The 20,544-nt window shown below is 53.4% G+C and carries 36 protein-coding genes and 1 pseudogene; 27 read left to right on the top strand and 10 right to left on the bottom strand.

Annotated features, from left to right (window positions below; translation table 11 throughout):
* Positions 1-14 precede the first annotated feature (14 nt).
* The 24 genes and pseudogenes from HA50_RS32055 to HA50_RS27785 form a co-directional block, all read left to right on the top strand.
* Entirely contained in the window at positions 15-1,061 is a 1,047-nt protein-coding gene (locus HA50_RS32055; protein WP_084880076.1) for a VENN motif pre-toxin domain-containing protein, read from the top strand.
* Positions 1,062-1,063: 2 nt separating this feature from the next.
* Positions 1,064-1,267 carry a hypothetical protein gene (locus HA50_RS27900; RefSeq protein WP_084880074.1) on the top strand — a complete coding sequence of 68 codons (204 nt, stop codon included), beginning with the start codon at positions 1,064-1,066 and terminating at the stop codon, positions 1,265-1,267.
* A gap of 131 nt (positions 1,268-1,398) precedes the next feature.
* A complete protein-coding gene (gene cdiI / locus HA50_RS27895) occupies positions 1,399-1,752 on the top strand; it encodes a ribonuclease toxin immunity protein CdiI (protein WP_244193698.1) in 354 nt (117 codons plus the stop codon).
* A 59-nt stretch (positions 1,753-1,811) separates the two neighbouring features.
* Positions 1,812-2,315, top strand: a complete 504-nt coding sequence (locus HA50_RS27890; protein ID WP_084880071.1) for a hemagglutinin repeat-containing protein — start codon at positions 1,812-1,814, stop codon at positions 2,313-2,315.
* Between the two features lie 38 nt (positions 2,316-2,353).
* On the top strand, positions 2,354-2,569 hold the full coding sequence (locus HA50_RS32250) for a DUF1281 family ferredoxin-like fold protein (protein WP_420872890.1): 216 nt from the start codon (positions 2,354-2,356) through the stop codon (positions 2,567-2,569).
* Positions 2,493-2,654 (top strand): hypothetical protein, encoded by a 162-nt coding sequence (locus HA50_RS31635; RefSeq protein WP_208617355.1) that lies wholly within the window; start codon positions 2,493-2,495, stop codon positions 2,652-2,654. Before HA50_RS32250 ends, HA50_RS31635 begins: the two co-directional genes overlap by 77 nt.
* A 38-nt stretch (positions 2,655-2,692) precedes the next feature.
* The gene (locus HA50_RS27880) at positions 2,693-2,944 is read left to right on the top strand and encodes a hypothetical protein (protein ID WP_084880069.1); all 252 of its coding nucleotides are present in this window, start codon (positions 2,693-2,695) and stop codon (positions 2,942-2,944) included.
* Complete coding sequence (locus HA50_RS27875) at positions 2,928-3,263, top strand: hypothetical protein (RefSeq protein ID WP_084880068.1); 336 nt, start codon at positions 2,928-2,930, stop codon at positions 3,261-3,263. The genes HA50_RS27880 and HA50_RS27875 overlap by 17 nt, the downstream gene beginning before the upstream one ends.
* A gap of 371 nt (positions 3,264-3,634) precedes the next feature.
* Positions 3,635-4,315 carry a DNA methylase gene (locus HA50_RS27870; protein WP_084880067.1) on the top strand — a complete coding sequence of 227 codons (681 nt, stop codon included), beginning with the start codon at positions 3,635-3,637 and terminating at the stop codon, positions 4,313-4,315.
* Complete coding sequence (locus HA50_RS27865) at positions 4,312-4,533, top strand: hypothetical protein (protein WP_084880064.1); 222 nt, start codon at positions 4,312-4,314, stop codon at positions 4,531-4,533. Before HA50_RS27870 ends, HA50_RS27865 begins: the two co-directional genes overlap by 4 nt.
* A 51-nt stretch (positions 4,534-4,584) precedes the next feature.
* Positions 4,585-4,764 (top strand): DUF1380 family protein, encoded by a 180-nt coding sequence (locus HA50_RS27860; protein WP_084880061.1) that lies wholly within the window; start codon positions 4,585-4,587, stop codon positions 4,762-4,764.
* Between the two features lie 15 nt (positions 4,765-4,779).
* Positions 4,780-5,013 (top strand): DUF1380 family protein, encoded by a 234-nt coding sequence (locus HA50_RS27855; protein ID WP_084880059.1) that lies wholly within the window; start codon positions 4,780-4,782, stop codon positions 5,011-5,013.
* Positions 5,014-5,074: 61 nt separating this feature from the next.
* Complete coding sequence (locus tag HA50_RS31475) at positions 5,075-5,236, top strand: hypothetical protein (protein ID WP_158087461.1); 162 nt, start codon at positions 5,075-5,077, stop codon at positions 5,234-5,236.
* Between the two features lie 398 nt (positions 5,237-5,634).
* On the top strand, positions 5,635-6,057 hold the full coding sequence (locus HA50_RS27845; RefSeq protein WP_084880056.1) for an antirestriction protein: 423 nt from the start codon (positions 5,635-5,637) through the stop codon (positions 6,055-6,057).
* Positions 6,058-6,116: 59 nt separating this feature from the next.
* Positions 6,117-6,533 (top strand): DUF1380 domain-containing protein, encoded by a 417-nt coding sequence (locus tag HA50_RS27840; RefSeq protein WP_084880053.1) that lies wholly within the window; start codon positions 6,117-6,119, stop codon positions 6,531-6,533.
* 388 nt (positions 6,534-6,921) lie between these two features.
* A complete protein-coding gene (locus HA50_RS27830) occupies positions 6,922-7,422 on the top strand; it encodes an antirestriction protein ArdA (RefSeq protein WP_084880048.1) in 501 nt (166 codons plus the stop codon).
* A gap of 640 nt (positions 7,423-8,062) precedes the next feature.
* Positions 8,063-8,326: a hypothetical protein gene (locus tag HA50_RS27820; protein WP_084880043.1), complete on the top strand. Its 264-nt coding sequence runs from the start codon at positions 8,063-8,065 to the stop codon at positions 8,324-8,326.
* A gap of 99 nt (positions 8,327-8,425) precedes the next feature.
* Entirely contained in the window at positions 8,426-8,686 is a 261-nt protein-coding gene (locus tag HA50_RS27815) for a hypothetical protein (protein WP_084880040.1), read from the top strand.
* 16 nt (positions 8,687-8,702) lie between these two features.
* A complete protein-coding gene (psiB, locus tag HA50_RS27810) occupies positions 8,703-9,158 on the top strand; it encodes a conjugation system SOS inhibitor PsiB (RefSeq protein WP_084880037.1) in 456 nt (151 codons plus the stop codon).
* A 267-nt stretch (positions 9,159-9,425) separates the two neighbouring features.
* Positions 9,426-9,677, top strand: coding sequence for a hypothetical protein (locus HA50_RS27805; RefSeq protein ID WP_084880034.1), 252 nt, complete (start codon positions 9,426-9,428; stop codon positions 9,675-9,677).
* A complete protein-coding gene (locus HA50_RS27800) occupies positions 9,674-10,423 on the top strand; it encodes an N-6 DNA methylase (protein ID WP_084880032.1) in 750 nt (249 codons plus the stop codon). The genes HA50_RS27805 and HA50_RS27800 overlap by 4 nt, the downstream gene beginning before the upstream one ends.
* Before the next feature lie 90 nt (positions 10,424-10,513).
* Positions 10,514-10,771, top strand: a complete 258-nt coding sequence (locus tag HA50_RS27795) for a type II toxin-antitoxin system HicA family toxin (protein WP_084880029.1) — start codon at positions 10,514-10,516, stop codon at positions 10,769-10,771.
* Positions 10,768-11,109, top strand: coding sequence for a type II toxin-antitoxin system HicB family antitoxin (locus HA50_RS27790; protein WP_084880027.1), 342 nt, complete (start codon positions 10,768-10,770; stop codon positions 11,107-11,109). Before HA50_RS27795 ends, HA50_RS27790 begins: the two co-directional genes overlap by 4 nt.
* Positions 11,110-11,691: 582 nt before the next feature.
* Positions 11,692-11,907: pseudogene (locus HA50_RS27785) on the top strand (ParB/Srx family N-terminal domain-containing protein); the annotation flags it as partial.
* A gap of 50 nt (positions 11,908-11,957) precedes the next feature.
* Here HA50_RS27785 and HA50_RS27780 read toward each other — a convergent pair.
* Positions 11,958-12,170 carry a helix-turn-helix domain-containing protein gene (locus tag HA50_RS27780; RefSeq protein WP_084880022.1) on the bottom strand — a complete coding sequence of 71 codons (213 nt, stop codon included), beginning with the start codon at positions 12,168-12,170 and terminating at the stop codon, positions 11,958-11,960.
* A gap of 101 nt (positions 12,171-12,271) precedes the next feature.
* Here HA50_RS27780 and HA50_RS27775 point away from each other — a divergent pair, with 101 nt between their 5' ends.
* Both HA50_RS27775 and HA50_RS27770 read left to right on the top strand, forming a co-directional pair.
* Positions 12,272-12,604, top strand: a complete 333-nt coding sequence (locus tag HA50_RS27775) for a helix-turn-helix domain-containing protein (RefSeq protein ID WP_084880019.1) — start codon at positions 12,272-12,274, stop codon at positions 12,602-12,604.
* A 93-nt stretch (positions 12,605-12,697) separates the two neighbouring features.
* A complete protein-coding gene (locus tag HA50_RS27770; protein ID WP_084880016.1) occupies positions 12,698-12,979 on the top strand; it encodes a helix-turn-helix domain-containing protein in 282 nt (93 codons plus the stop codon).
* Between the two features lie 123 nt (positions 12,980-13,102).
* Here HA50_RS27770 and HA50_RS27765 read toward each other — a convergent pair whose 3' ends face one another.
* From HA50_RS27765 to HA50_RS27745, 5 genes are all read right to left on the bottom strand, one after another.
* Positions 13,103-13,657 (bottom strand): hypothetical protein, encoded by a 555-nt coding sequence (locus HA50_RS27765; RefSeq protein WP_084880013.1) that lies wholly within the window; start codon positions 13,655-13,657, stop codon positions 13,103-13,105.
* A 419-nt stretch (positions 13,658-14,076) separates the two neighbouring features.
* Positions 14,077-14,571 carry a conjugation system SOS inhibitor PsiB gene (psiB, locus tag HA50_RS27760; protein ID WP_158087460.1) on the bottom strand — a complete coding sequence of 165 codons (495 nt, stop codon included), beginning with the start codon at positions 14,569-14,571 and terminating at the stop codon, positions 14,077-14,079.
* Positions 14,572-14,617: 46 nt separating this feature from the next.
* Positions 14,618-16,561 carry a ParB/RepB/Spo0J family partition protein gene (locus tag HA50_RS27755; protein ID WP_084880007.1) on the bottom strand — a complete coding sequence of 648 codons (1,944 nt, stop codon included), beginning with the start codon at positions 16,559-16,561 and terminating at the stop codon, positions 14,618-14,620.
* Between the two features lie 71 nt (positions 16,562-16,632).
* A complete protein-coding gene (gene ssb / locus HA50_RS27750; protein WP_084880005.1) occupies positions 16,633-17,181 on the bottom strand; it encodes a single-stranded DNA-binding protein in 549 nt (182 codons plus the stop codon).
* A complete protein-coding gene (locus HA50_RS27745; protein ID WP_420851476.1) occupies positions 17,162-17,449 on the bottom strand; it encodes a hypothetical protein in 288 nt (95 codons plus the stop codon). Before HA50_RS27745 ends, ssb begins: the two co-directional genes overlap by 20 nt.
* A gap of 65 nt (positions 17,450-17,514) precedes the next feature.
* On the opposite strand from HA50_RS27745, the gene HA50_RS31585 reads away from it, so the two are divergent.
* On the top strand, positions 17,515-17,676 hold the full coding sequence (locus tag HA50_RS31585; RefSeq protein WP_167379261.1) for a hypothetical protein: 162 nt from the start codon (positions 17,515-17,517) through the stop codon (positions 17,674-17,676).
* 331 nt (positions 17,677-18,007) lie between these two features.
* On the opposite strand, the gene HA50_RS32245 is transcribed toward HA50_RS31585, so the two are convergent.
* Genes HA50_RS32245 through HA50_RS32240 form a run of 4 tightly spaced genes read right to left on the bottom strand, consistent with a single transcriptional unit; the run spans position 18,008 to position 20,296 of the window.
* A complete protein-coding gene (locus HA50_RS32245) occupies positions 18,008-18,118 on the bottom strand; it encodes a polymorphic toxin type 17 domain-containing protein (protein ID WP_084880002.1) in 111 nt (36 codons plus the stop codon).
* Between the two features lie 18 nt (positions 18,119-18,136).
* Complete coding sequence (locus tag HA50_RS27735) at positions 18,137-18,409, bottom strand: YrhB domain-containing protein (RefSeq protein WP_084879999.1); 273 nt, start codon at positions 18,407-18,409, stop codon at positions 18,137-18,139.
* A complete protein-coding gene (locus tag HA50_RS31915; protein ID WP_084879997.1) occupies positions 18,409-20,232 on the bottom strand; it encodes a VENN motif pre-toxin domain-containing protein in 1,824 nt (607 codons plus the stop codon). The genes HA50_RS27735 and HA50_RS31915 overlap by 1 nt, the downstream gene beginning before the upstream one ends.
* Positions 20,213-20,296 carry a hypothetical protein gene (locus HA50_RS32240; RefSeq protein WP_420872893.1) on the bottom strand — a complete coding sequence of 28 codons (84 nt, stop codon included), beginning with the start codon at positions 20,294-20,296 and terminating at the stop codon, positions 20,213-20,215. Before HA50_RS32240 ends, HA50_RS31915 begins: the two co-directional genes overlap by 20 nt.
* Positions 20,297-20,544: the final 248 nt, after the last annotated feature.

The raw sequence follows: 20,544 nt of genomic DNA, 5'->3' as shown, positions 1-20,544 counted from the left end.
CCTACGACACGGCGATGGCGCCCTACGGGACGGGGAGCGCGCTGCAGCAGGGCATCCAGGCGGCGACGGCGGCGGTGCAGGGGCTGGCGGGAGGCGACATCGCCAGCGCGATAGCCGGGGCATCCGCACCGTATCTGGCGGGCATCATTCATGATGAAACGACCACGAAGGATGCGAACGGTAAAGAGGTGGTGAACACCGAAGCGAACCTGATGGCGCACGCGGTGCTGGGTGCGGTGGTGGCGTCGGCGTCGGGTAACAACGCGCTGGCGGGTGCTGCCGGGGGCGTGGCGGGTGAATATATCGCCCAGCAGCTGTATCCGGGTGTAGACCGTGCGGACCTGAGTGAAGAGCAGAAACAGACGGTCAGCGCGCTGAGCACGCTGGCGGCAGGACTGGCCGGTGGTATCGCGGGCGGCAGTGTGAGCAGTGCGGTCACGGGCGCGCAGGCCGGGAAGAATGCGGTTGATAATAATGCGCTGTGCAACCCGACGACGTGCATGAATGACCTGTTCGATATGAGTAAGCCGATGACGGGCGGGGCAGGTATGGCGGCGGCGGGTGCCGGTGCAGCGGCAGGGGCAGCCATCGCAGATGCGCTTAACGGGGATAAAGATGGTGAATCTACTCCGAACGTCGGTTCAGGCCTGAGTGACGAAGAGAAAGCGGAGCTGGGCGGGAGTGGTTCAGGAACGCCGGGGGGCTGGGGACCGGAGGATGAGGAAGATGCGCGGAATAATGAGGCCCACAGTGCTACCAATAGCAAAAACTTGAATGCGGAATTAACAGGTAAAGAAATTGCTAATGGACATGCTTATGAAAAACATGTTATTCAGCAAAATGAATTTGCCGATTTGGGTATAACAACAAGAGAACAGTTCGCCCAGCACATAGAGGATGTAGTGAGAAATCCTACATCAGTCAAAGAGTTAAGTGGTGGAAGGTCTGCTTTTTGGGATCAATCGACCAAGACAGTTGTAATACGCAACCTGAAACCCGGAGATGGTGGTACTGCGTTCAGACCAGTGGACGGTAGAGCCTATTTTGATAACTTGAGGTAACTATGAATCTATTATCTGTCACAAAGACTAACGCAGAAGTTAATGTAACAGAGGAGGAGTTGTTAATATTAAACTCAGCTCTTAATGAAATCTGCAATGGTATTGATATTGCAGAGTTTGAAACAAGAGTGGGTTCTAAAAGAAATGAGGTATTAGCATTGTTAAGTGGAATTGGAAGTATCTTAGATAAAATGGCCCTAAAATAGGTAGAGGCCTTCCAACTCTTAGCTTAAGTATTTTATGAGTCATAGCCGCCCGAAGGGGCGGCAAGCCAAACAAGTTCAAATATATTTGGATGAAAATCAGGAATGGTAGAAAGCTTCTTTCCGGTGGCTAAATGATGAATGAATATATTTTTGAAAATACAGACTATGAAAACGATCCAGAGTGGGTTGTTAGGGATTATTTTAATTCTATGAATTTGCAAGGTAAATTCATGTGGATGCTGCCTTTCCTTGTAAACAAAACAGGTTGTGGCGCTAATGAAACATATTGCTCATTTCCTGATCTTGACGATCCTGATCCAGAGTGTCATTTCGAAGGGATAATGTTCGGAGTTTGGGAAGGTGAAGTTATTGTTCCTGAATATATAGGCTTTAAATACGCCAGAATAGCCTGCGAAAAATACATTCAACTCCACCCTGAAGATACACAAAAAGTTAATGAATTACTGAAGAAAATCCCATCTTGAATGAAAATTCCCGGTTAACCTGGCCGGGATTTTTTAACTGTCGAGCATTTCTAAACCAGATGACTAATCATCTCAGCCTATTAATTCAGGGCCCTAACTTTTCTGGCGGCTCCCTGCTGACGCTGTCCGGTACGGTGGGCAGTGCGCTGAACTCCGCCACCCAGCAGGCGACGTCGGCAGCGAAAGACGATAATGGCCGTCTGGCCGCGCTGCGCGGCACCCAGGCGGCGCTGACCGGCTTCCAGGCCTCCCAGGCAGAGCGGCTGGCTGGCGTATCGGATAATCCGGCGGACAAAAACACCTTCGGGCTGACGCTGAGCTATGGCAGCCAGAAATCCACCACCGAGAGCCGGACTGAGCAGCAGACCTCATCCGGCAGCTCGCTTCAGGCCGGACGGGATATGACAATCCAGGCGACCGGGGGTGACCTGGCTGTGCAGGGCAGCCAGCTGAAAGCGGGCGGGGATATGACGCTGGCGGCGAGCCGGGATATCAGCCTGACCTCCGGTGAGAACAGTGAACAGCAGAGTCAGACCAGCAAAAGCCACGGCCTAGCTAGCTAGTGGGGCATTACGGGGTGAAGTGGCCATCCGGGCATGGAATGGATGTCTCCGGCATTGGGCACGATTTTATTATGGCTGATTTTGACACACCGTGGTCTCCCCCCTCCGAAGCTCTGTTGGCAGCACTCAGCCTGCAGTGGCAGTGTGATATTGAGCACTGGTTCGCGGAGCAGGGATGTGATTTTTTGCGGCTATGCCCGGTATTTGCATGGCGATGTGGTGGAATCGAGGACGGACGCACTGGAATGGAGTGAGCTGCCTGATGATGAACCAGAGGCGTTCCCGGAAGTGATCGGCCCGGACTGGCTTATCGATAATGTGGCGCATTTTGGTGGCTGAGACAGGGAGAGGCGGGGATACCCCGCCAGGAGAAGAACATGAAACGAGAAATGACAGTACGGGCACTGAAAGAACGGTTGTCCCGCTATCCCGATGAAGCACTGTGCTGCGGCACGTTCTGGCTGGCTGATGATTTCCTGCAACTGGAACCCTCACTGGATGAAGATGAGATTGATACCGCAATGGAACTGGCCAGTCGCTTTCACGATGCGAATGTGGGATTTAACCGGGAGTTCCTGCAGTGGGCAATTGACGAAATTCTGGAGGTGCGCGATGTGCTGGCTGATTAACTACATCCTCGATATCGCTGGCACAGAGACCCAGACCCATCTGTTGCTGCGGGCAGACAATCTGCAGCTGGCTGAACTGGCTGCGTGCCGGATGGGCAGAACATGGTGGAAAGAAGTGATGTCCGAAGAGGATGAGGGGTGTTACTGGACGTACCTGGACGCTACCGTATGGTTCAGTGGGATTACTCTGCTGGATGAACGTGAAGTCGACGTCCTTACAGGGTTAAAGTTTCTGGATATGTGGAGGGTTAGTGGTGATCTGAATAACCTGAGCATCAGGGATGACTCCGGGTATCCCTGGGAGGACGCATACCGTTGAGTGGATAGGGCATCAGGTGAGGATCTGGTGCCCCGTCATCCATATGATGATGTCGCTACGCTCCTTTATTATTCCGCTACGCGGAGAGATATCCACTGCCCGTAGCCATCGTGCCCCGCCCGGCGGTCACGGGACGGGCGTTTTTTCCGCTCATGCCTGGCGCCTTTGATATTTTGCGCCAGTCACTCGCCCTGGAGGCTCGCCCTTCAAGCCGCTTTCGCGGCATATCCTCGTGCCGTAACAGACCGGCACTCGGTATTCCACGGTCGGCCTGACCCGTTGCCGTGCGGTGCGTTGAGGCTACGGGCAGCAGGGAACGGTGGCCGTACCGGCCACCTCCTGTCGCCCCGTGTAACCTCAGGAGTCTGACTATGTCCCGATTCATCCAGGGCGATTGCGTCCGTATTATGGCCGGCTTTCCGGATAACGCCGTTGATTTCATCCTCACCGATCCACCCTATCTCGTTGGTTTTAAAGACCGTTCTGGTCGCACGCTTGCCGGCGATAAAACCGATGAATGGTTACAACCAGCCTGCAATGAGATGTACCGCGTACTGAAAAAGGACGCGCTCATGGTGAGTTTTTACGGGTGGAACCGGGTTGATCGTTTTGTGAATGCCTGGAAAGCGGCGGGCTTCTCGATTGTTGGCCATCTGGTGTTTGCCAAAACTTACGCATCAAAATCGGCCTATGTCGGTTACACCCATGAGTGTGCCTACATTCTGGCAAAAGGCCGCCCGCAACTGCCGGCAAAGCCGCTGCCGGACGTTCAGGGCTGGAAGTATTCGGGCAACCGTCACCATCCGACTGAAAAACCGGTTACAAGCCTGCAACCGTTAATCGAATCACTCACATCGCCAGGCGCCATTGTTCTTGATCCGTTTGCGGGTTCAGGCTCCACCTGCGTGGCGGCCGTACAGGCCGGGCGCCGGTATATCGGCATCGAACTGCTGGCGCAGTATCACGCCGCCGGGCAGCAACGTCTGGAGGCCGTGCGTCGCGCGATGCTGCAACCGGCCGCTAACGATGATTTCTGGCGGGAGGCCGCATGACGGAGAACGAAACCAGCCAGTTACGTAAGGATGTGGCGGCGCTGGCGAACAGTATGTGCGATTTACGCGCCACGCTGAACCGACTGGAGTCCTGCTACAGCTACCAGGCGACCTTTCTGATGGAACGCCTTGCAGGACAAACCCTGCGACTTATCAACGCCCGGTTTATGGAGGCTTACAAAGAAATCCTGGTGCTGGATGAGTGCTTTAAAGACTAATGCGCATGGCCGGGTGTGCGTCCCGGCCACAACAAATTTCGGAGATGAACGATGTACGGAACCCGGGAAGAAGTATGTGATGAACTGGCGAGAATGTTCACGCCTGATGAACCGCTGGCGCTGCTGTTATGGACAGAAGGGGGCACCGAAGCGGCGTGCAGCGGTTTAAAACCTGCGAATGAAGAGATCCATGCCGTTATGGCTGCCATTGGACAGATCCCGATGGATTAATACCGGCTTTATGGTGTGACCAGTGACACCGCCAGGGGACTGCTGCAACAGCACCGGGAGGCCGTTACCCGGCAGGTTAGTGTTCCGGGCATGATACTGGCCCGGCTGCTTTGCCGGCTGGAGCGGGATCTGATCGCGCAGGAGAGTGATGCGTGGGATGCCGGTCACGCCGTACCGGATACTATCCGTTGTGCCCGCGAGGATATTTTTACCCTGAGGCAGCACATTGCCGGAGAGCTAACACAATGATCACACTTTCACCCGGACACACGGAGGGGAGGCTGACGCGGAGTATCAGGTACACCCGGACGTGTTTACCCCACCGGAGGATGCCCATCTTCTGATGATGCGTAGCCCGCAGGAAACCGTCATTGTACGGATGCTGGATGGCTGGCCGCTGGCCGCCGCTATTCCCGGGGCCGGGTATCTGGCCGTGCTGTCCGGTATTCCCGTGTCCCGGCCATGTTTCTGACCGGACTGGACGTTACAGGAGGCCGCCGGCGCGGTCTCCTTAACGCGATAAGGATGTCGTTACACTCCGCATTTACAGGGCCGGGCGTGCCGGCCCGGAAATAAAAGCCCCCTCAGCCTCCGGTGCCGCGACGGCAATCGCCGTGCCTCAACTTTAGCCCGGCTGCCAGGGATACAAGGGCCGCTAAAGCTGACTTCTGCACCCGTTCTCGCTGCTCTCCGTCCGTTATCTTCCCGTTGTTCGCCCGCTCATTTTTCGCGGTCTCACCGTCCAGCTCCCGTCCTCCGTTTGCTGCGCTGCGGCTTTGAAGTCTCCCTTGCATCCCTGCCTGATCGCCGGGCTGTCGTGTCGGCACGGCGAATGCCGGAACTGTTAACCCTGTAACCGTGGAGGCTGCTATGCAAACCCTGACTGATGCTGTACTGGTGACCCGTGATGCCCGTCTGTCCTTTCTCCCTGCTCTTTTCAGTGATGACTTTGTTCGCGCTGAACTGAATATCTACGCCTATGCCGATCGCTACATTCAGGACTATGACGGGGCGGAATGGCTGTTTTACACCCTGCCTGATGGCGGCGGCTATCTGGCTCCGGATGTGCCGCGTGTAACAGTGTGGAACCCGGATAATTGGTTTGAGCAGGAGATGTCCGCCGATGCTGCCGGGATTTTTATCACCGAAATGGTGCTGAATCACCGTTGCTGGATGTACAGCCATCATGATGAGGAAGAACTTTGTGGCCACTTCCTCGAACGCTACGAACAACTGATGGCATTTGTTGAAACACATACGGAGCGCGATCTTATCCTGCGCGCACTGGACTGACACCCTGGCGGGCAGGGCGTCAGTCCTGCCCGCAATAACACGTTTAGCGAGATAAAAAGATGATGTATTCAACCGTTCAGGACATTACGGAAACCCTGCTGAGAGAGCACGATCCCGCCAGTAAAATCGCTGTAATTGTCTGTACCGTGGAGCTGGTCAGGGCATTGTGTGATGAACCGGAATTGCCGGACAGTATCGCGCACGAACTGCTTTCCCGCATCCCGGACGAATATATGTCGTGTAGCTTCGATGAAGACAGATTGCGGGACATGCTGGAAGGGATCCGACGCGAAAGAGGTGAAGATGATCGCGAAGTGGTTGTTCCGGCAGAAGCCCTCTGGGCCGTGCTGGAAATAGCCCAGACTCACCTGCAACCCTGGAGATACAGTTATGAACGCCGCCAGGAAAGCCAGGAGGAAAAGATACTGAAAGCCTTTGCTGCGCTGGAAACGGTTGAGAAATCCCTGGCAGGGTAGCAGCCAGACAGGCGGTATGACCGCCTGTCTTATGCGAAAAGGATGTCGTTACACTCCGCATTTACAGGGCCGGGCAGGCCGGCCCGGAAATAAAAACTCCCTCAGCCTCCGGTGCCGCTGCGGCAATCGCCGTGCCTCAACTTTAGCCCGGCTGTCAGGGATACAAGGGCCGCTAAAGCTGACTTCTGCACCCGTTCTCACTGCTCTCCGTCCGTTATCTTCCCGTTGTTCGCCCGCTCATTTTTCGCGGTCTCACCGTCCAGCTCCCGTCCTCCGTTTGCTGCGCTGCGGCTTTGAAGTCTCCCTTGCATCCCTGCCTGATCGCCGGGCTGTCGTGTCGGCACGGCGAATGCCGGAACCGTGAATTCTGCCACCTGAGGAGGGCGCTATGTCTGCTGTCACACCTGCTGTCTATGTCGGTACTTATCACAAATACAATTGCGGAAGCATTGCGGGTAAGTGGTTTGACCTGACGGATTTCGATGATGAGGCCGGTTTTTATGAGGCTTGCCACCAGTTGCACCAGGACGAACATGACCCGGAACTGATGTTCCAGGACTATGAAGGGTTTCCTGACGGGCTTGCGTCGGAAAGTCATATTGACTGGTCATTCGTTGACGCCTGGCAGCAGGCAAGCCAGGAGGGAAACTCACAGGCATTTGTGTCATGGGTGGAATACAGCGGCGTGTGTGACTACGAAACGTTCAGGGATGCTTACAGGGGAGAGGCCAACAGCGAGGAGGATTTTGCTGTGGAGTACGTGGAAGAGTGCCAGTTACTGGAGGGGGTGCCTGATACCCTGAAACGCTATTTTGACTATGAGAGTTACGCGCGCGACTTATTCCTCGATACATTTGTGATGTGCGATGGATTTGTTTTTTACCGGTAAGCGCTTCCCCCGCCCTGGCGGGGGTTGTCTTTGGTGCGGCCTGTCAGCGCGCGAAAACCCTGCGGCCTGCGGCCGCGAAAACGGGCAACGCCGCGCCTGCGGCGCCGCGAATGCCCGTCTCCTGCCCCCGTTTCTGTTTCCGGATGATGTGCGTATTCGGGGACTGCCCTGTCAGTTTTTTATTCAGCTGATGTTTGCATGCAAAACGTCTGCACCGGGCGTCCCCCTGGCGGGGCGGGCTGTCATGCTGCGCACAGAGCCAGCGAAGCTGTCTCTGCCCGGGCCCGAAGGACCCTTCGGGCCAGCGGGTTTCCATCCCATGACGCAACTGCACGCTTGCTGTGACCGTTCCGGTCACGCCGCTCTGTCGCGCCGGTGACGGCGCTTCCGGCAGCCCGATACCCCCGGGCTGTAAGGGCCGGAACGCCAGCGTTCCGGACGTGGTTTCATCCTCAGCCTTTGTGATGTCACTCCTGGTGACCTTCAGCGGCTCGCTTTGTAGCACCGTCATTTCCGGAAATCCAGGGAAGATGAACGCCGCAAGCGGCCCCTGGATTTACCGGCTCTGCCGTTGCTACTCCGCTCCTTTTTGCCGCTAAAGGCTCACCAGAAGTGAATAACCAGAAAGGAGAAAACCAGGATGAAAAACCACGGCAGAAACGGCCCGGTGGCCGTTCAGTCATCCTCTGATCGTGAAGGGGTCCGCCAGCGTGCGGCAGCGCTGCTCGCCCTGCACGGGAACACACTGAAACCCGGCGTGACCGCATTTGTGTCGAATACGGATCGCTATGGTGAACAGCAGTACGCCATCTACCGGGATGACTGCCTGTACTGGCGTGCCTGGACGTATGAAACCGGCTTTCTTGCCGATCTGGAGCGTTATCTGTCCGAAATGCAGCAATAAAAAAGGCAGGGGATTTACCCCTGCCTTTTTCATGCCGGAAATCCCGTTACAGCGGGGTTTCCGGCCCAGTAACCATCAATATCTGAGGAATCAAATACGATGATTTACCAACCGTCACTCATTACATCATCTGCGGCCTGGATCGCGCAACAGGAATTATCAGACGCGCCAGGAAAAAAACAGCGCCGTGTCATTCACGAAGAGATCCCCGTGCAGGATATCGATCCTGATCTGCGCAAGCTGGGGCATCACATAAAACGCTGTACGCGTAAGCACATCCGGGTACATGTTCCTGCCATGCGCGGGAGCGAATGGAGCCATTTTTTGCGCTCGCTGGAAATCAGTCGTGCGCTGAACTGAAAAGAGGGAGAGACTCATGAAAGAACAATCCTTGTCGCTGAATGGCATCCGGGGCATGAATCCCGGTGATTTTGAAGAAATACGCGCCCGTGGCCATGAATATCGCCGCGAGCTGACTCATGCGGTTGTCGGCCAGTTGATCACGCCGGACGGCTGGGAGCTGAACCCGGAATATCGCGGGGAGTTCGGCGGTTTGTTCCCGGTTCAGTGCCGGTTTTCCTCCGCCACTCGCGCGCTGGATCTGTGCCTGTGTAGTCCCGGCGATCTCTCTCCGGCCTGGCTTCTCGTGCTGGCACAGCCGGACGGCCTGTTCGTCCGCTGCGTGATGCAACTGGCGGAATTTTCACCGGATGTCCTCAATAGCCTGTTACAGGCCGCCGCAGTCATGGAAGCCAATGGCTATAGTCCGGCCTCGATGGCGGATGTTCTGGAAACCGACGCCCTTACGCTGATTAACAGCCTTTCTCACTGATATTGCCTCCGGCACCGGCACCGGCCTCTGCCGGTGCCGTTTTCATGCTGTCGCCTCATTTTTCCCTGCCCGTTTTCCCGGTTCTGTCGGGCGTTATCTGACCTTTCCACACCGCCTCCGTGCTGCAAAGGACGTGCGGGCACTCAGTGACTGCCCCCGGTCCCTTCGGGCTGCGGCCTTGTCACTGCCCCTGCATCACCTCGCTGCGGTGTGGCGGTCCTTCTTCACGCCCGGACAGCCGGGAGAACAATGCAGAAGGAAAGGAAAATGAAACGACAGAACGACATTAATGATACCGCCACACTCATCCCGGAGCAGGTAACCGGCCTTTTTGAACACGCTGTCACCGCGACGGCAGACAAACGGCAGGAGAGTGATTCTTGCCCCCCGATCGGGGTGGTGGAAAACCCTGTTTTTGACGGGCCGGACTTCCCTGGCGTCTGGCTCCCTGCTGGCTGGCCGGTTGTGGCCGCAGCACCGCTGGATGGTTTCTTCCGCCATCTGGAGGTGCAGCCATGAAGTTGCTCACCCGCAGTGCCGAAGGGATCGATGTTCTGCCCGCGAACGTCGGCGCAGACGAAGCCCGCCGACAATTCGTTCGCCTTTTCAGCCACACAGCCTGCCATCACCGGCGGTATGAAGTCTTCGCCGATTTTATCGCGCTGGTAGCGCGTGAACTCGACGTCGCCGGTATGGCCACTCAGCCAGGTAACGACGAATACACCCGTATCCGCAGCCGATACAGCGACACTGATTTTGAACAGTTTCACCACCTTTTTGAACTGATGATCAGGGCGCTGGAGAGAAAGCACCATGATTTTCTCGGTTCCGTATTTATGGAGCTTGAGCTGGGCGACAGCCGGATGGGGCAATTCTTCACACCGTGGGAACTGACAAAAATGCTGGCGCAGCTGCTGCGTGGCGATATTCTGGCACAGTTGCAAGACCAGCCGTTCGTCACGTTCGGCGAACCCGCCAGTGGCGCAGGCGGAATGGTTATCGCCTGGGCTGATGTAATGCTCGAAGCCGGGGCCAATCCTGCGGAGCATCTCTTTGCCTCATGCACTGATTTGGATCAGCTGGCCGCAGATATGACCTATGTGCAACTCAGTCTGCTCGGGATCCCCGCAGAAGTGAAAACCGGCAACTCGCTTTCGCAGAACATCCGTCAAACCCGGTATACCCCCGTTTATTACCTTAATGGCTGGGATTTTCGTCTGAGTACATGGGAGATGCTGCAGGCGCTTCGGAAACTTGTCCTTTAATTCCTGGACATCATGGGATGGCCACTGGACTTGATATGACACCACTTTGTGATACTATCATTGGTATCATTTTTTGATATCATATAAAATATGAAGCGACAACATAAAAAGACGTTAGAGGCGATTTATCGTCGCCCGGTGACAGGGACGCTGGAATGGCGGGACTTTAAGGCGCTGATGATTGCTCTGGGAGCAGACGTTGACGACAGTGCCGAGGGGTCACGGGTAGCGTTTACGTTACAGGGGCAGGTGCGGGTATATCATCGCCCACACCCTGAAACAACGATGGATAAAGGGGCGGTCAATTCGACCCGCGTGTGGTTAGACAGCATGGGGATTAAGCCATGATTAATATGATGAAAATTAACGGTCAAACAGCCGTGATCAACTTTGATCCTGAAATTGACATGTTTCGCGGTGAGTTTATCGGTCTGAATGGCGGTGCGGATTTTTACGCGGACAACGTGAAGGATTTGAAAAAAGAAGGTGCAACTTCGCTGCAATTCTTCCTTGAAACCTGTCAGGCGAAAGGGATTGAGCCTTACAAAGCCTACAGCGGCAAGATCTCTGCCCGGCTGACACCTGAGCGCCATGCCATTCTGGAAGGTATTGCCGCAGCACAAGGGGAGAGTATTAATCAGCTTTTAAATGAGGGTGCTGAGCTTATTATTCAGCAGTACGCCTGACTCTTGCAGAGCCTGCCCGAACGGCAGGCTCTGTCTTTTACTGGCTTACTGACTGAACGTGGGCGTTGAAAGCGGCAAAAAAAACCGTCAGGCGACATCACCTGACGGTTCAAATTGAGTCTGGTTCTGTCCACGACGACCAGTGCGGTGAATCATAGCTATAAATGTGATCTGGTGCACATAATTTACAAAAATCAAATTTTTTAACCTTCCTTTTACCTTTTCCCGAAACCGGCCCCTTCAATGTGCTCAGCACATGCGGGGCCGCTGCCGCCCGAAGGCGGCGTAAGGCCACCTGGTTTTCCTTCCTCTTCCCTCAGACGTTTGCGACAGCGTGGATGTTGCCGTTTTGAACCTGCATCACCGGTTTCTCAATGACAAGGTTCGCAGGGCTTTTCTCCTTGTCATTTCGCGCCCGGCGCTGCGGACGGTTTACGTCAACATCAGGTCCGCTGTCACACCCGGAATAAAGGGAAGACGGCAGAAGAGGCTTCGCCTCTGACGGACTTTCATTTCAAAAATGGAGAATGAAATATGTCACGTAAAACTGCCAAAAATCAGGTTCAGAACGCTGTCGATAACGCGCCGGTGGAGTATATCGCGCTGCAACATCTGCAAAAATCCCCGCTGAACGTCAGTATCCTGCCGTACACCCCGGAGAGTGTCCGCGACCTCGCTGACAATATCGCCGCTGTCGGTCTGCTGCATAATCTGGTTGTTCACGACATGGCTGACGGGATTTCCGGTGTGGCCGCCGGTGGGCGGCGTCTCGCGGCGCTGACCTTACTGGCCGGAGAAGCTAGCTAGCTAGAATAGCTTCTGTCTAACCTGCTTACTCGGTCAATCTTTTACTTTTCATTAAAGTAACGGCTGGGCCAGATTTTCGACGGGTGAACACCCAATGCTTTAGCCAGAAGAAGTTCCCCTTTCGGCCAGGGGCGTCTCAGCACATTTGCCAGTGTGGAGGGCGCTAACCCCGCCTCCCTTGATGTAGCCGCCATTGATGTTCCCCTCTTCCTTAAGCCAGCGATGATGTCTGCCGGGTGCATGTCTTTTTTCATTTCACTTCCCTCTTTTTAATCGAACTCTGATGAAATGCTCACCACCAATACTACGTTATTCGTAGTATCTGACTCAAGAAAAAACTACGAATATCGTAGTCATGAAAACATTATCTTCCCAAAACGATATTTTCAGTCGGCGACTCAAGGATGCCCGTTTGCGTCGGGGACTGTCTCAAAAGAGCCTCGGCATCGCTGCCGGGATAGATGAATTCGTCGCCAGTACGCGTATCAACCGCTATGAGAAAGGAATTCATGAAGCCAATCTCACAATCGCCTCCCGTTTGGCAGAAGCTTTAAATGTTCCCCTCGCCTACTTCTATGCTGCAGATGACAACCTGGCAAAAATGATCCTTCTGTTTGCGGAACTCTCACAAAAGAAACAGGCTGCTTTCCTGAAGTCGATTGATATTGATTCAGAGGGTGGTGTTTAGCTTTGATGATATGCTGCGTTTGGGATTATGAAGCATCCAATCACTGACTGAACTTTGAACAAATCTGATACATCAACATCTGGTATTTACTGAATGATTGCAAAGCGCTTAAAAGAAGCCAGATTGAATGCCAAACTCACGCAGGAAAAATTAGGGGTATTGGCAGGTCTGGAAGAAGCCAGTTCTTCTTCGCGCTTATCTCATTATGAGAACGGTACGCATAAGCCTACATTCGAATTGACATGCGCATTTGCTAAAATACTTGATGTACCTGAATGTTACTTCTACATCATTGATGATGCTTTCGCAGAAAAAGTGCTGAAACTATATCGTGATGCTGATAATAAAAATCATTACGATTATAACATGACCTGACTGTCACCAACCTGTACTGCATGACATTCGGCAGTGCACACGACCCAGTTTGAGATGATTAGTTTGCACAGCCGTGTTAAGTGACGCTGTTAACAGGTCTTTTAAGCAATCCTCAGAACTGGCTTACACTGCAATCCCAACCTGATGCAGCAGCATAGCAGACATCACTAAACAAAAGATGGAAAGAGGTAATGCAATGATAAGTCGCTTTTTACTTATTTCTCTTAGTAACATTTTATGCTCAGTATCCTCTTTGGAGGTTATGCATCGGTGTATTGCCTTGAGATACTTACAAACATTTCTGACAGAACGTATCGTAGCTGTTATCAAAATGAATGAAGCAAATGCATAGCTATAGAAAAGCATGTTATTGTCTGTATGTGCTATGAATGCAAGACTGAAGATAATTACCACAGATAAAATAACCCCCAATACTCCCATAATCATTTCCCAACGATACATAGTGGCTAAATCAGTATGATTAACGGTATAGAATTCTCTCACGTTTTCACCGTGTAAAAATTTCTCAGCCTCACTTCTGATTAACTTTGTTTCCTGAGCACTTTGAAGCTTATCTAACGAAGAATGCAGCATAAATGCACTTAAGAGAATGACTACCTTTATCATCGGAATAATTAAATCATCAGCGAACGCTGGCATTACTATGTCGTTAAACATTACAGAACACTCCTTTTCTGAAAGCTCACATTCCTGTCATGCACGTTAAACGCATTAAAAATAACCACCTGTAAGGTGATGTTCATGGTTTGTCATACCCAGTGAGCTTATAAAATACTGATTCATTCTCTCCAGGACAATAGTTCAACATCTAATTTTTTAATTCGACGGAGATTTAGTCACCACAAAAATTAACTGTTCCACTACTTAATAAAATGACCTCAGATTATAACTGGAAACATCAGCATAGAATTTCACCACTGTCTTAGTTTATTGGAATCAGGGTGTTATTCACTTTAATAACAGAAATATCCTGGGATATCCCTCATTGCTTCGCAGAAAAGAGAATGGCTCATAACTTCGTGAGCAGTTCTCTTTTTTCTTATTTAAACTGTTCGGCAGGCAGAGGACGATTAGATTTACCTGTGTACTCTGAAAGGAAAGCAGGATCGCATGCGTAGCCCCGGAAGATACATCAATGGGACGTTTCCGGCGATACTTTCTCCCATCAGAGTCCTGACGATATCAGACAGGGACCCGAACTCCTCATCGAGTCTTGCTGCCCTGCCTGTTATGTGATTAATCATAACCGGATCATAGACCGCCACAGGGTGGATAAAAGGCAGCTGGCCGCCATTAATCAGGGAGAGAAGCCATACGGGGTTTAAATTACCGGGGCTGTTCAGCGCGATATCAAATCGCCCATGTGGAGGTGTGAATCGCACCTGGACCGGGAAAATGCCGCCCAGTTCATCCGAGTATTCACTACTGATATTCCATCCGTATGGTGTTCTGAGGTCCTGCATAACACTGCAGGTCAGTTTCCAGCGCATATCCAGTCCACCAGCGTGATAATCCTCAAAATCGAAGGGTGTCATAGACCTGATAGCATCTGCCGTAATGATTTTATGCACGATCATCTCCTTACTGCCACCCCGAAGTGCGGGGCGGCACGCGTTATCAGTCAGCATCCGCCAGACTGGTCACAGGGTTCGCTTCTGTACCTGCTTCCGTTGAGACAAGCCCCTGCATCCAGACCGGAACCCAGCGGTTATCAGCCATCATCGCTTCCGCCTGTTCAGCCGCATCTCCTTTCTTCATTTTCACCACATTGCTGGCGGCATCCGACAGTCCTGCCTCAGTAAGCGCAGCCTCTATCTGTGACTTTTTAAGAAGGATGAAAAAGTTATCTTTTGTCGGCTGCCACCAGTCGCGCAGATGAAATCCCAGAGAGTTTTCCAGTGCATCCAGCCTACTGTGGCGTGTATAGCTGTATTGACGCGTCTGCACACCGTCAAGGCTACATGCCGTACAGAAACTCATGAGTGACTTCAGCTCGTGTTCACTGATGAGAAATAACGAGGTGGCATCCTTCGTCCAGTCCTCCGGCAGCAATGCTGAAAGACGTTCCTTTTCCTGCATCAGCGCCAGATAAGCCGCACCAGACTTCCCTGAGGGCGCAGTCTCCGTCAGTGTGTGGTGCGAGCATTCGAGACTGACTGTGGCAGGTTTTGCAACCGAGGCATTGCCGAATACGCTCAGACACAGCGTCCAGGTCAGCAGGGCAATCGCCTTCTCCGGTTGCTGCATCAGTGCAGCCTGAACGGCGAGAGTGCGTTCGGACGACATTTTAGTCAGCAGGGGCGCACAGATTTCATCGACGGGTTCGGGCTGCCGGTGATGAGTAACAGGAACAGCAGCTGCCAGCTCTGCAGGATCAGGCTGCTCCCGTTTCTTCACACCACGCTGCACATGCACCTCACCCTGGCACCAGGAGACCACAACGCCGCTCTCCGCTTTCTGTTCCGGCGACCAGCCCCGGACTCTGGCCGCGCATTCAATGGCCGCGACCTCGGATTCGGCAGCATCGTCATGTTCACCATCCTGTGCCTCAATTTCCTCCAGTCGCTGCCGCTCCCTGTCTGTATATACTGAAGCTGGCGTATCCTGGATGCGGTAAATCTTCGCGTCATCACCATAGTGGCTGATTGCACTCATACGCGCTGTACACCATCCCCAGCCCTCCGCTTCAAGAAACCCGTCAGCTACATACTGAAGTTTCCCGAGCAATGCGGTATCGAGGACCAGCGCATCAACAAAGCCTCCCTGTTCATCACTGAACAGATCCGTTCTGATCTCACTGTGGCTGAATGCAGTTTCACCCACAAAGCGGAATTTAGCGCAGTCTGTAGACACTTCCCCCGAGAGGATCAGCGAGCGGATTACGCGGACTTCCGGTACACCATTCCAGGCAGACTCGCAGGCCGCGTCATAAACTCTCAGCTGATCGGTGTGATCACTGACCAGTGCGAGCGCCTGGCAGTGCTCCGACGTAATTTCCCCTTTTGCCAGTGACTCAAGAATGGCAGGAGCCAGTCCGCCCAGCTTCAGCATGCGCTGAACATGGCGGACACTGTATCCCAGCAGATCACCGATCTGTGCGGGTGTTTTCCCTTCTGTGGCGAGTTCCCGGAAGCCCGTAATCTGGTCATACGGGTGCATTTCCTTACGCCTGCCGTTTTCGGTCAGGGAAGCGACGCGCGCCAGCTCCCGTGGGATAACCTTGTAAGCAACCCATTCATGTTCCGGGTCCACTTTACCTTCAGCAACCAGCAGCCCTATGGCTCTGGTACGCCCTCCCCCCGCGATAACCTCCAGTTGCCCGTCACTGCATTCAACCACGATCAGATTCTGCAGCAGGCCAACAGCCAGGATCGTATCTGCATAACCCCGGATTTCCTCATCGGTATGTGGGATCCTGCGGGTGTTAATTTCCCCGATAAACAACTGCGTGTAACGGGCATAGCGCACCTCGGTATTTTCAAGGGCGCTAACCAGTGCATCAGAGACAACCTCATCTGTTTTTCTGCGTGTATTTTTCTTCGCTGATTTTGAAAGTGACATTGTTGATTCCTCACAAAGATGAATGGCGATCAGACCCTGGCGACATGACTACGCCGCCAGGGATGGAGTTATCAGAACGGGATCCCGTCAAGTTCATCCTGTGACGGCCAGTCACCCTGCGGATTCAGTGGCAGCGGAGCAGGTTGCGCAGCGGCATTTCTGCCCTTTCCGCGTGTTTTCTTCCTGGCAGGTGCTGCAGGAGTTGCCTGACCCGCAGGTTTTGGGGAAGCAGCAGGCTGGCTGGCCTTTTCATCGTTCTGGCTGTTCTCCCGACGACTACCCAGCAGTTGCAGGGTACCGTTGTGCCCGATGATGACTTCAGTGGCATAACGGACAATCCCATTGCTGTCTGACCAGTTGCGGGTGCGCAGCTGACCCTCCAGATAGACCTGAACTCCCTTACGCAGATACTCGCCGGCGATATCGGCCAGCTTTCCGAACACCACCACACGATGCCATTCGGTATGTTCCCGGATTTCTCCACTCTGCTTATCACGCCAGGTTTCAGCCGTTGCCAGGGAAAGCTGGGCAACCGTACCGCCATTCGGCAGATAACGAATTTCAGGATCCTGCCCCAGGAAACCAACCAGAATCACTTTGTTAATTCCACGTACTGTCATGATGAATCTCCTTAATCAGATGCGCTTTCGTCTTTAAAACCTCATCATCCGTTGAGTTTCCGGAGCTGCGGTTTTGACGTTTTGCGGGTACCGGCTTTTCGGTTCCCTCTGGTACTGTCATCACCCGTTTGAGAACCTTCGCCGCAGGGGCGTAAACCGGCACCGGCGGAGGCAGACGTCCGGGGCGCGGGGAAAAAATTTTCCGGTCTGGAGCCTGCGGAATGCCGGACAATATTTTCAACGCGTTCACTTCACCCTGGACGGCCACGACGACTGTGCCTGTCTCAGCCCCGGCGACAGGGACTTAAACGGGGGAAAGGCAACGGAGGAAGAATGAGCAGGGACTCGCCGCAACGACGTAAAGCGCAGTCGCGAAACGGCGTTGCACCTTACAGCCCGGCAGGGTTGTCGCCGGGATGCAGGGAGCGCAGGCAACGGCGCGACAGAGCGGCGCATCTGGTACAGATGCTGTTAGCGATAAGGGTTGGTCAGTAATGAAAACCAGGCATATTTCTGCTGATCGGCTGGGACAGGAATCAGTGCTCGTACCAGGCACTGCCTGAGATGAGAACTGAGCGTAACATCCGAAATAACGTGACCTACAGCTCGCAGATAAAAAGGGGATTCTGTTATTTAAAAGGGTGCAGTTCGACATGTTGACCATTGTTGGCAGAAAGCCACCGTCGTACTGCTCAGTCGGTTTCTGGCTGCTTTTATAGCCGCAGCTGAGGTGCAGCTGGCATGGTAATACCAGCAGGTAGTACAGTCATGGGAAACGGTGCATACAGATTTCCGCAATGCCAAATTTAACAAGACTGCTGCTTTGTTAACCTAACTGAGCTTTACCTGTTCGTGATAACTGAACAACCCATTCAAATTCCTGGGTTGCTGTGCGGGATGGTCTCTTCACCCATACATTCCCGAATTTGGGAAGAATGTATCCAAATCGCGTAGATTATTTATTTTTTAGATCTTCATAATCCTTCAGATATTTCTCTAATGGATAAGCGGTTCCTAAACAATGAACATCACCATTATCTTTATCAACTATAAATGGTGAATTTCCTGCCAGCTGCGAGGAAAACTCACCTGTTTCAAGATATTTTCTTGATTCGTAGCAAAAAAAACAGCCCTCAGAGAATCGACCGTGAAGTGTAATAACAACGGGTATGTCATAATCTTTAAGATAGGCTAAGGCCTTATCCATTGCATTTTGGTAGTTAATCATTAATTTGTCCTCAGCAACTGAAATGATTGAAATTGACTAAGGTCTGCAGGTTTTCCAGTTTGACCATCCAAATATCTAACTGTGCCATTTTGATTGACAACATTAAAAACGTGTCCTGGCTGCCCTGCCCCATACGATCCAAAAACAATACCCCTGGCGCCAGAACCAGCAGAGTCCATTTGTTGCGTAATCATATCTGATGAAGAAACATATTGAAATTTCGACCCATATTGCTGTTCTAAAACTGATAATGGAACACCTTTAGTAGAGTTTATAGGTAAGGCAGATGCAGGATTACCAGGATTGACATTTTTGATGCTCCCTGCGGTTTCTTCAGCAGAACTTGGGCTGGCTGAAGCTTTCACACCTGGCATCAGCCCTGTATCAATAGCCTTGCCGCTACCTATACCCGTAAGACCACCGCTGATGTATATCGCACCAAGCTGATAGCCCACTGCTGTTTTCGCCGCTTCCTCACTCATTCCCATACGGACATAGCTGGCAACCATACCGTTATACAGCTGCTGTGTCTGCCTAGCTTCGGGGCTGGTTCCATCCAGCAGAGCCTGGATCTGCTGAAAACCCGCCTGCGCTTCCTTCGGATTCTGATAAGTTGCCTGTTTATCCAGTGCATCCTGGCGGGCCGCTGTACAGGCTGAGTCTGCTCCACCCAGACAGGCATTTATGAGCGCCTGGCTGGTTTCTGCGTCCTTACGGTTAAGTGCATCACGTTCCTGCTTTTCTTCCGGAGTCAGGTTCTGCTTGAGGTTAAGATAGGTCTGAAGGCTCTTCTCTGAGCTGCTCAGATAGTTATTTTCAACCGCATTTTTCCCGGCTACGGCACCCGTTCCTGCACCCAGCGTCGAACCCGATGCCAGACCACCTGCCAGCCCCGCCGCAATCTGGCTCAATGCGCTGACCGTCTGTTTCTGACTTTCGGTGAGGTTGGCCGGATCCTGTCCAGGATACATCGACTTCACTATGGCCCTGGCTATCAGCTCACCACCGGCCGCGCCGGCGGCACCTGCAGCGGCACTGTTCCCCGCCAGCTGCGCCAGCACCGCCCCCGCCACCGCATGGGCCATGGTGTTCGCCACCACGTTGACATCCTTTGTGCCGTCGGCGTAATAGGTAGTCGTCTTCTGTTTGATTTCGTTGGCGATATACGGTGCCATCGCCCCGCTGGCTGCTGCACCAATATTTCCGGCGCTCAGCCCGCCCAGCGCCCCGGCCACCGCGCTCGCCACCATCGAGTAGGTCCCGCCGGTGCCCCAGTCTGCCGCCACCACCTTGTACGCCGGGTCAGCCAGTACTTTATCGTGCAGCTCTGCCTGCGACAGTGTGGCGTAATTCGGGTTCTCCTTAAGCAGGCGGTCCGACACTTCTTTTTCTGCCGCGTCAAGTTTGTAGGCGCTGACGTCCCCCGCCACCTTTCCGGACAGTTCCTGTACGCCCTGGGCGAACGCCATCTGGTTTTCGACTTTCTCTTTGTCGAAAATCTTGTCGATATGCCCGTTGGCGCTGTCGGTGTCACGGCTCAGCCCCGCCACGTCCTGGGTCTGGTTCTGCGTATAGCGCACCGTTATCGTGCCGTCAGCCACCGCGGAACGGGTGGTGCCGGAGGCGCTGCCCGACATATTCACCAGCGCCGGTAAAGCGGAGGCGGTGGATTGCTCTCCCGGCTTCTGGGTGCTGTCAAAGCTGCCGCTGAAACCGAACGAGGCGCTGCTGGCGTGGTACTCGGCATGGTTACCGATGCTGTCCCAGCCAAGAGTGCCGGTGGAGAAGGTGTTATTAGCTGCATCAGCCGTGGAGGCAATCACCGCCCACGCTCCAGCCGGATGATGAGTTGCTGCTCTTCTGGTCGGTGTTATTGCTGGCCGCTATCAGGTTCAGATCGTGAGCGGCTACCAGGGTGACATTGGTGAAAGCATTTTTTTTCTAAGACGCTAGAGTCCTTGGAATGTGTAAGCGCTTGACACAAAACGTGTCTAGGAACCATTGCTTACGTTTTCTCTCGAAGTGCTACTGGACGAAGAGGCTGAGTGCATGCCACGCAAGTGTAGAACAGCGTCATGCTGGATCCGCTGGGCGTTCGAGTCCGGGCAGAAGAACGAGGTGATCACCGGGCCGGG

The sequence above is a fragment of the Pantoea cypripedii genome (assembly GCF_002095535.1).
In the GTDB taxonomy this organism is placed as follows: Bacteria; Pseudomonadota; Gammaproteobacteria; order Enterobacterales; family Enterobacteriaceae; genus Pantoea; species Pantoea cypripedii.
This window is presented reverse-complemented; position numbering and strand designations above follow the sequence as displayed.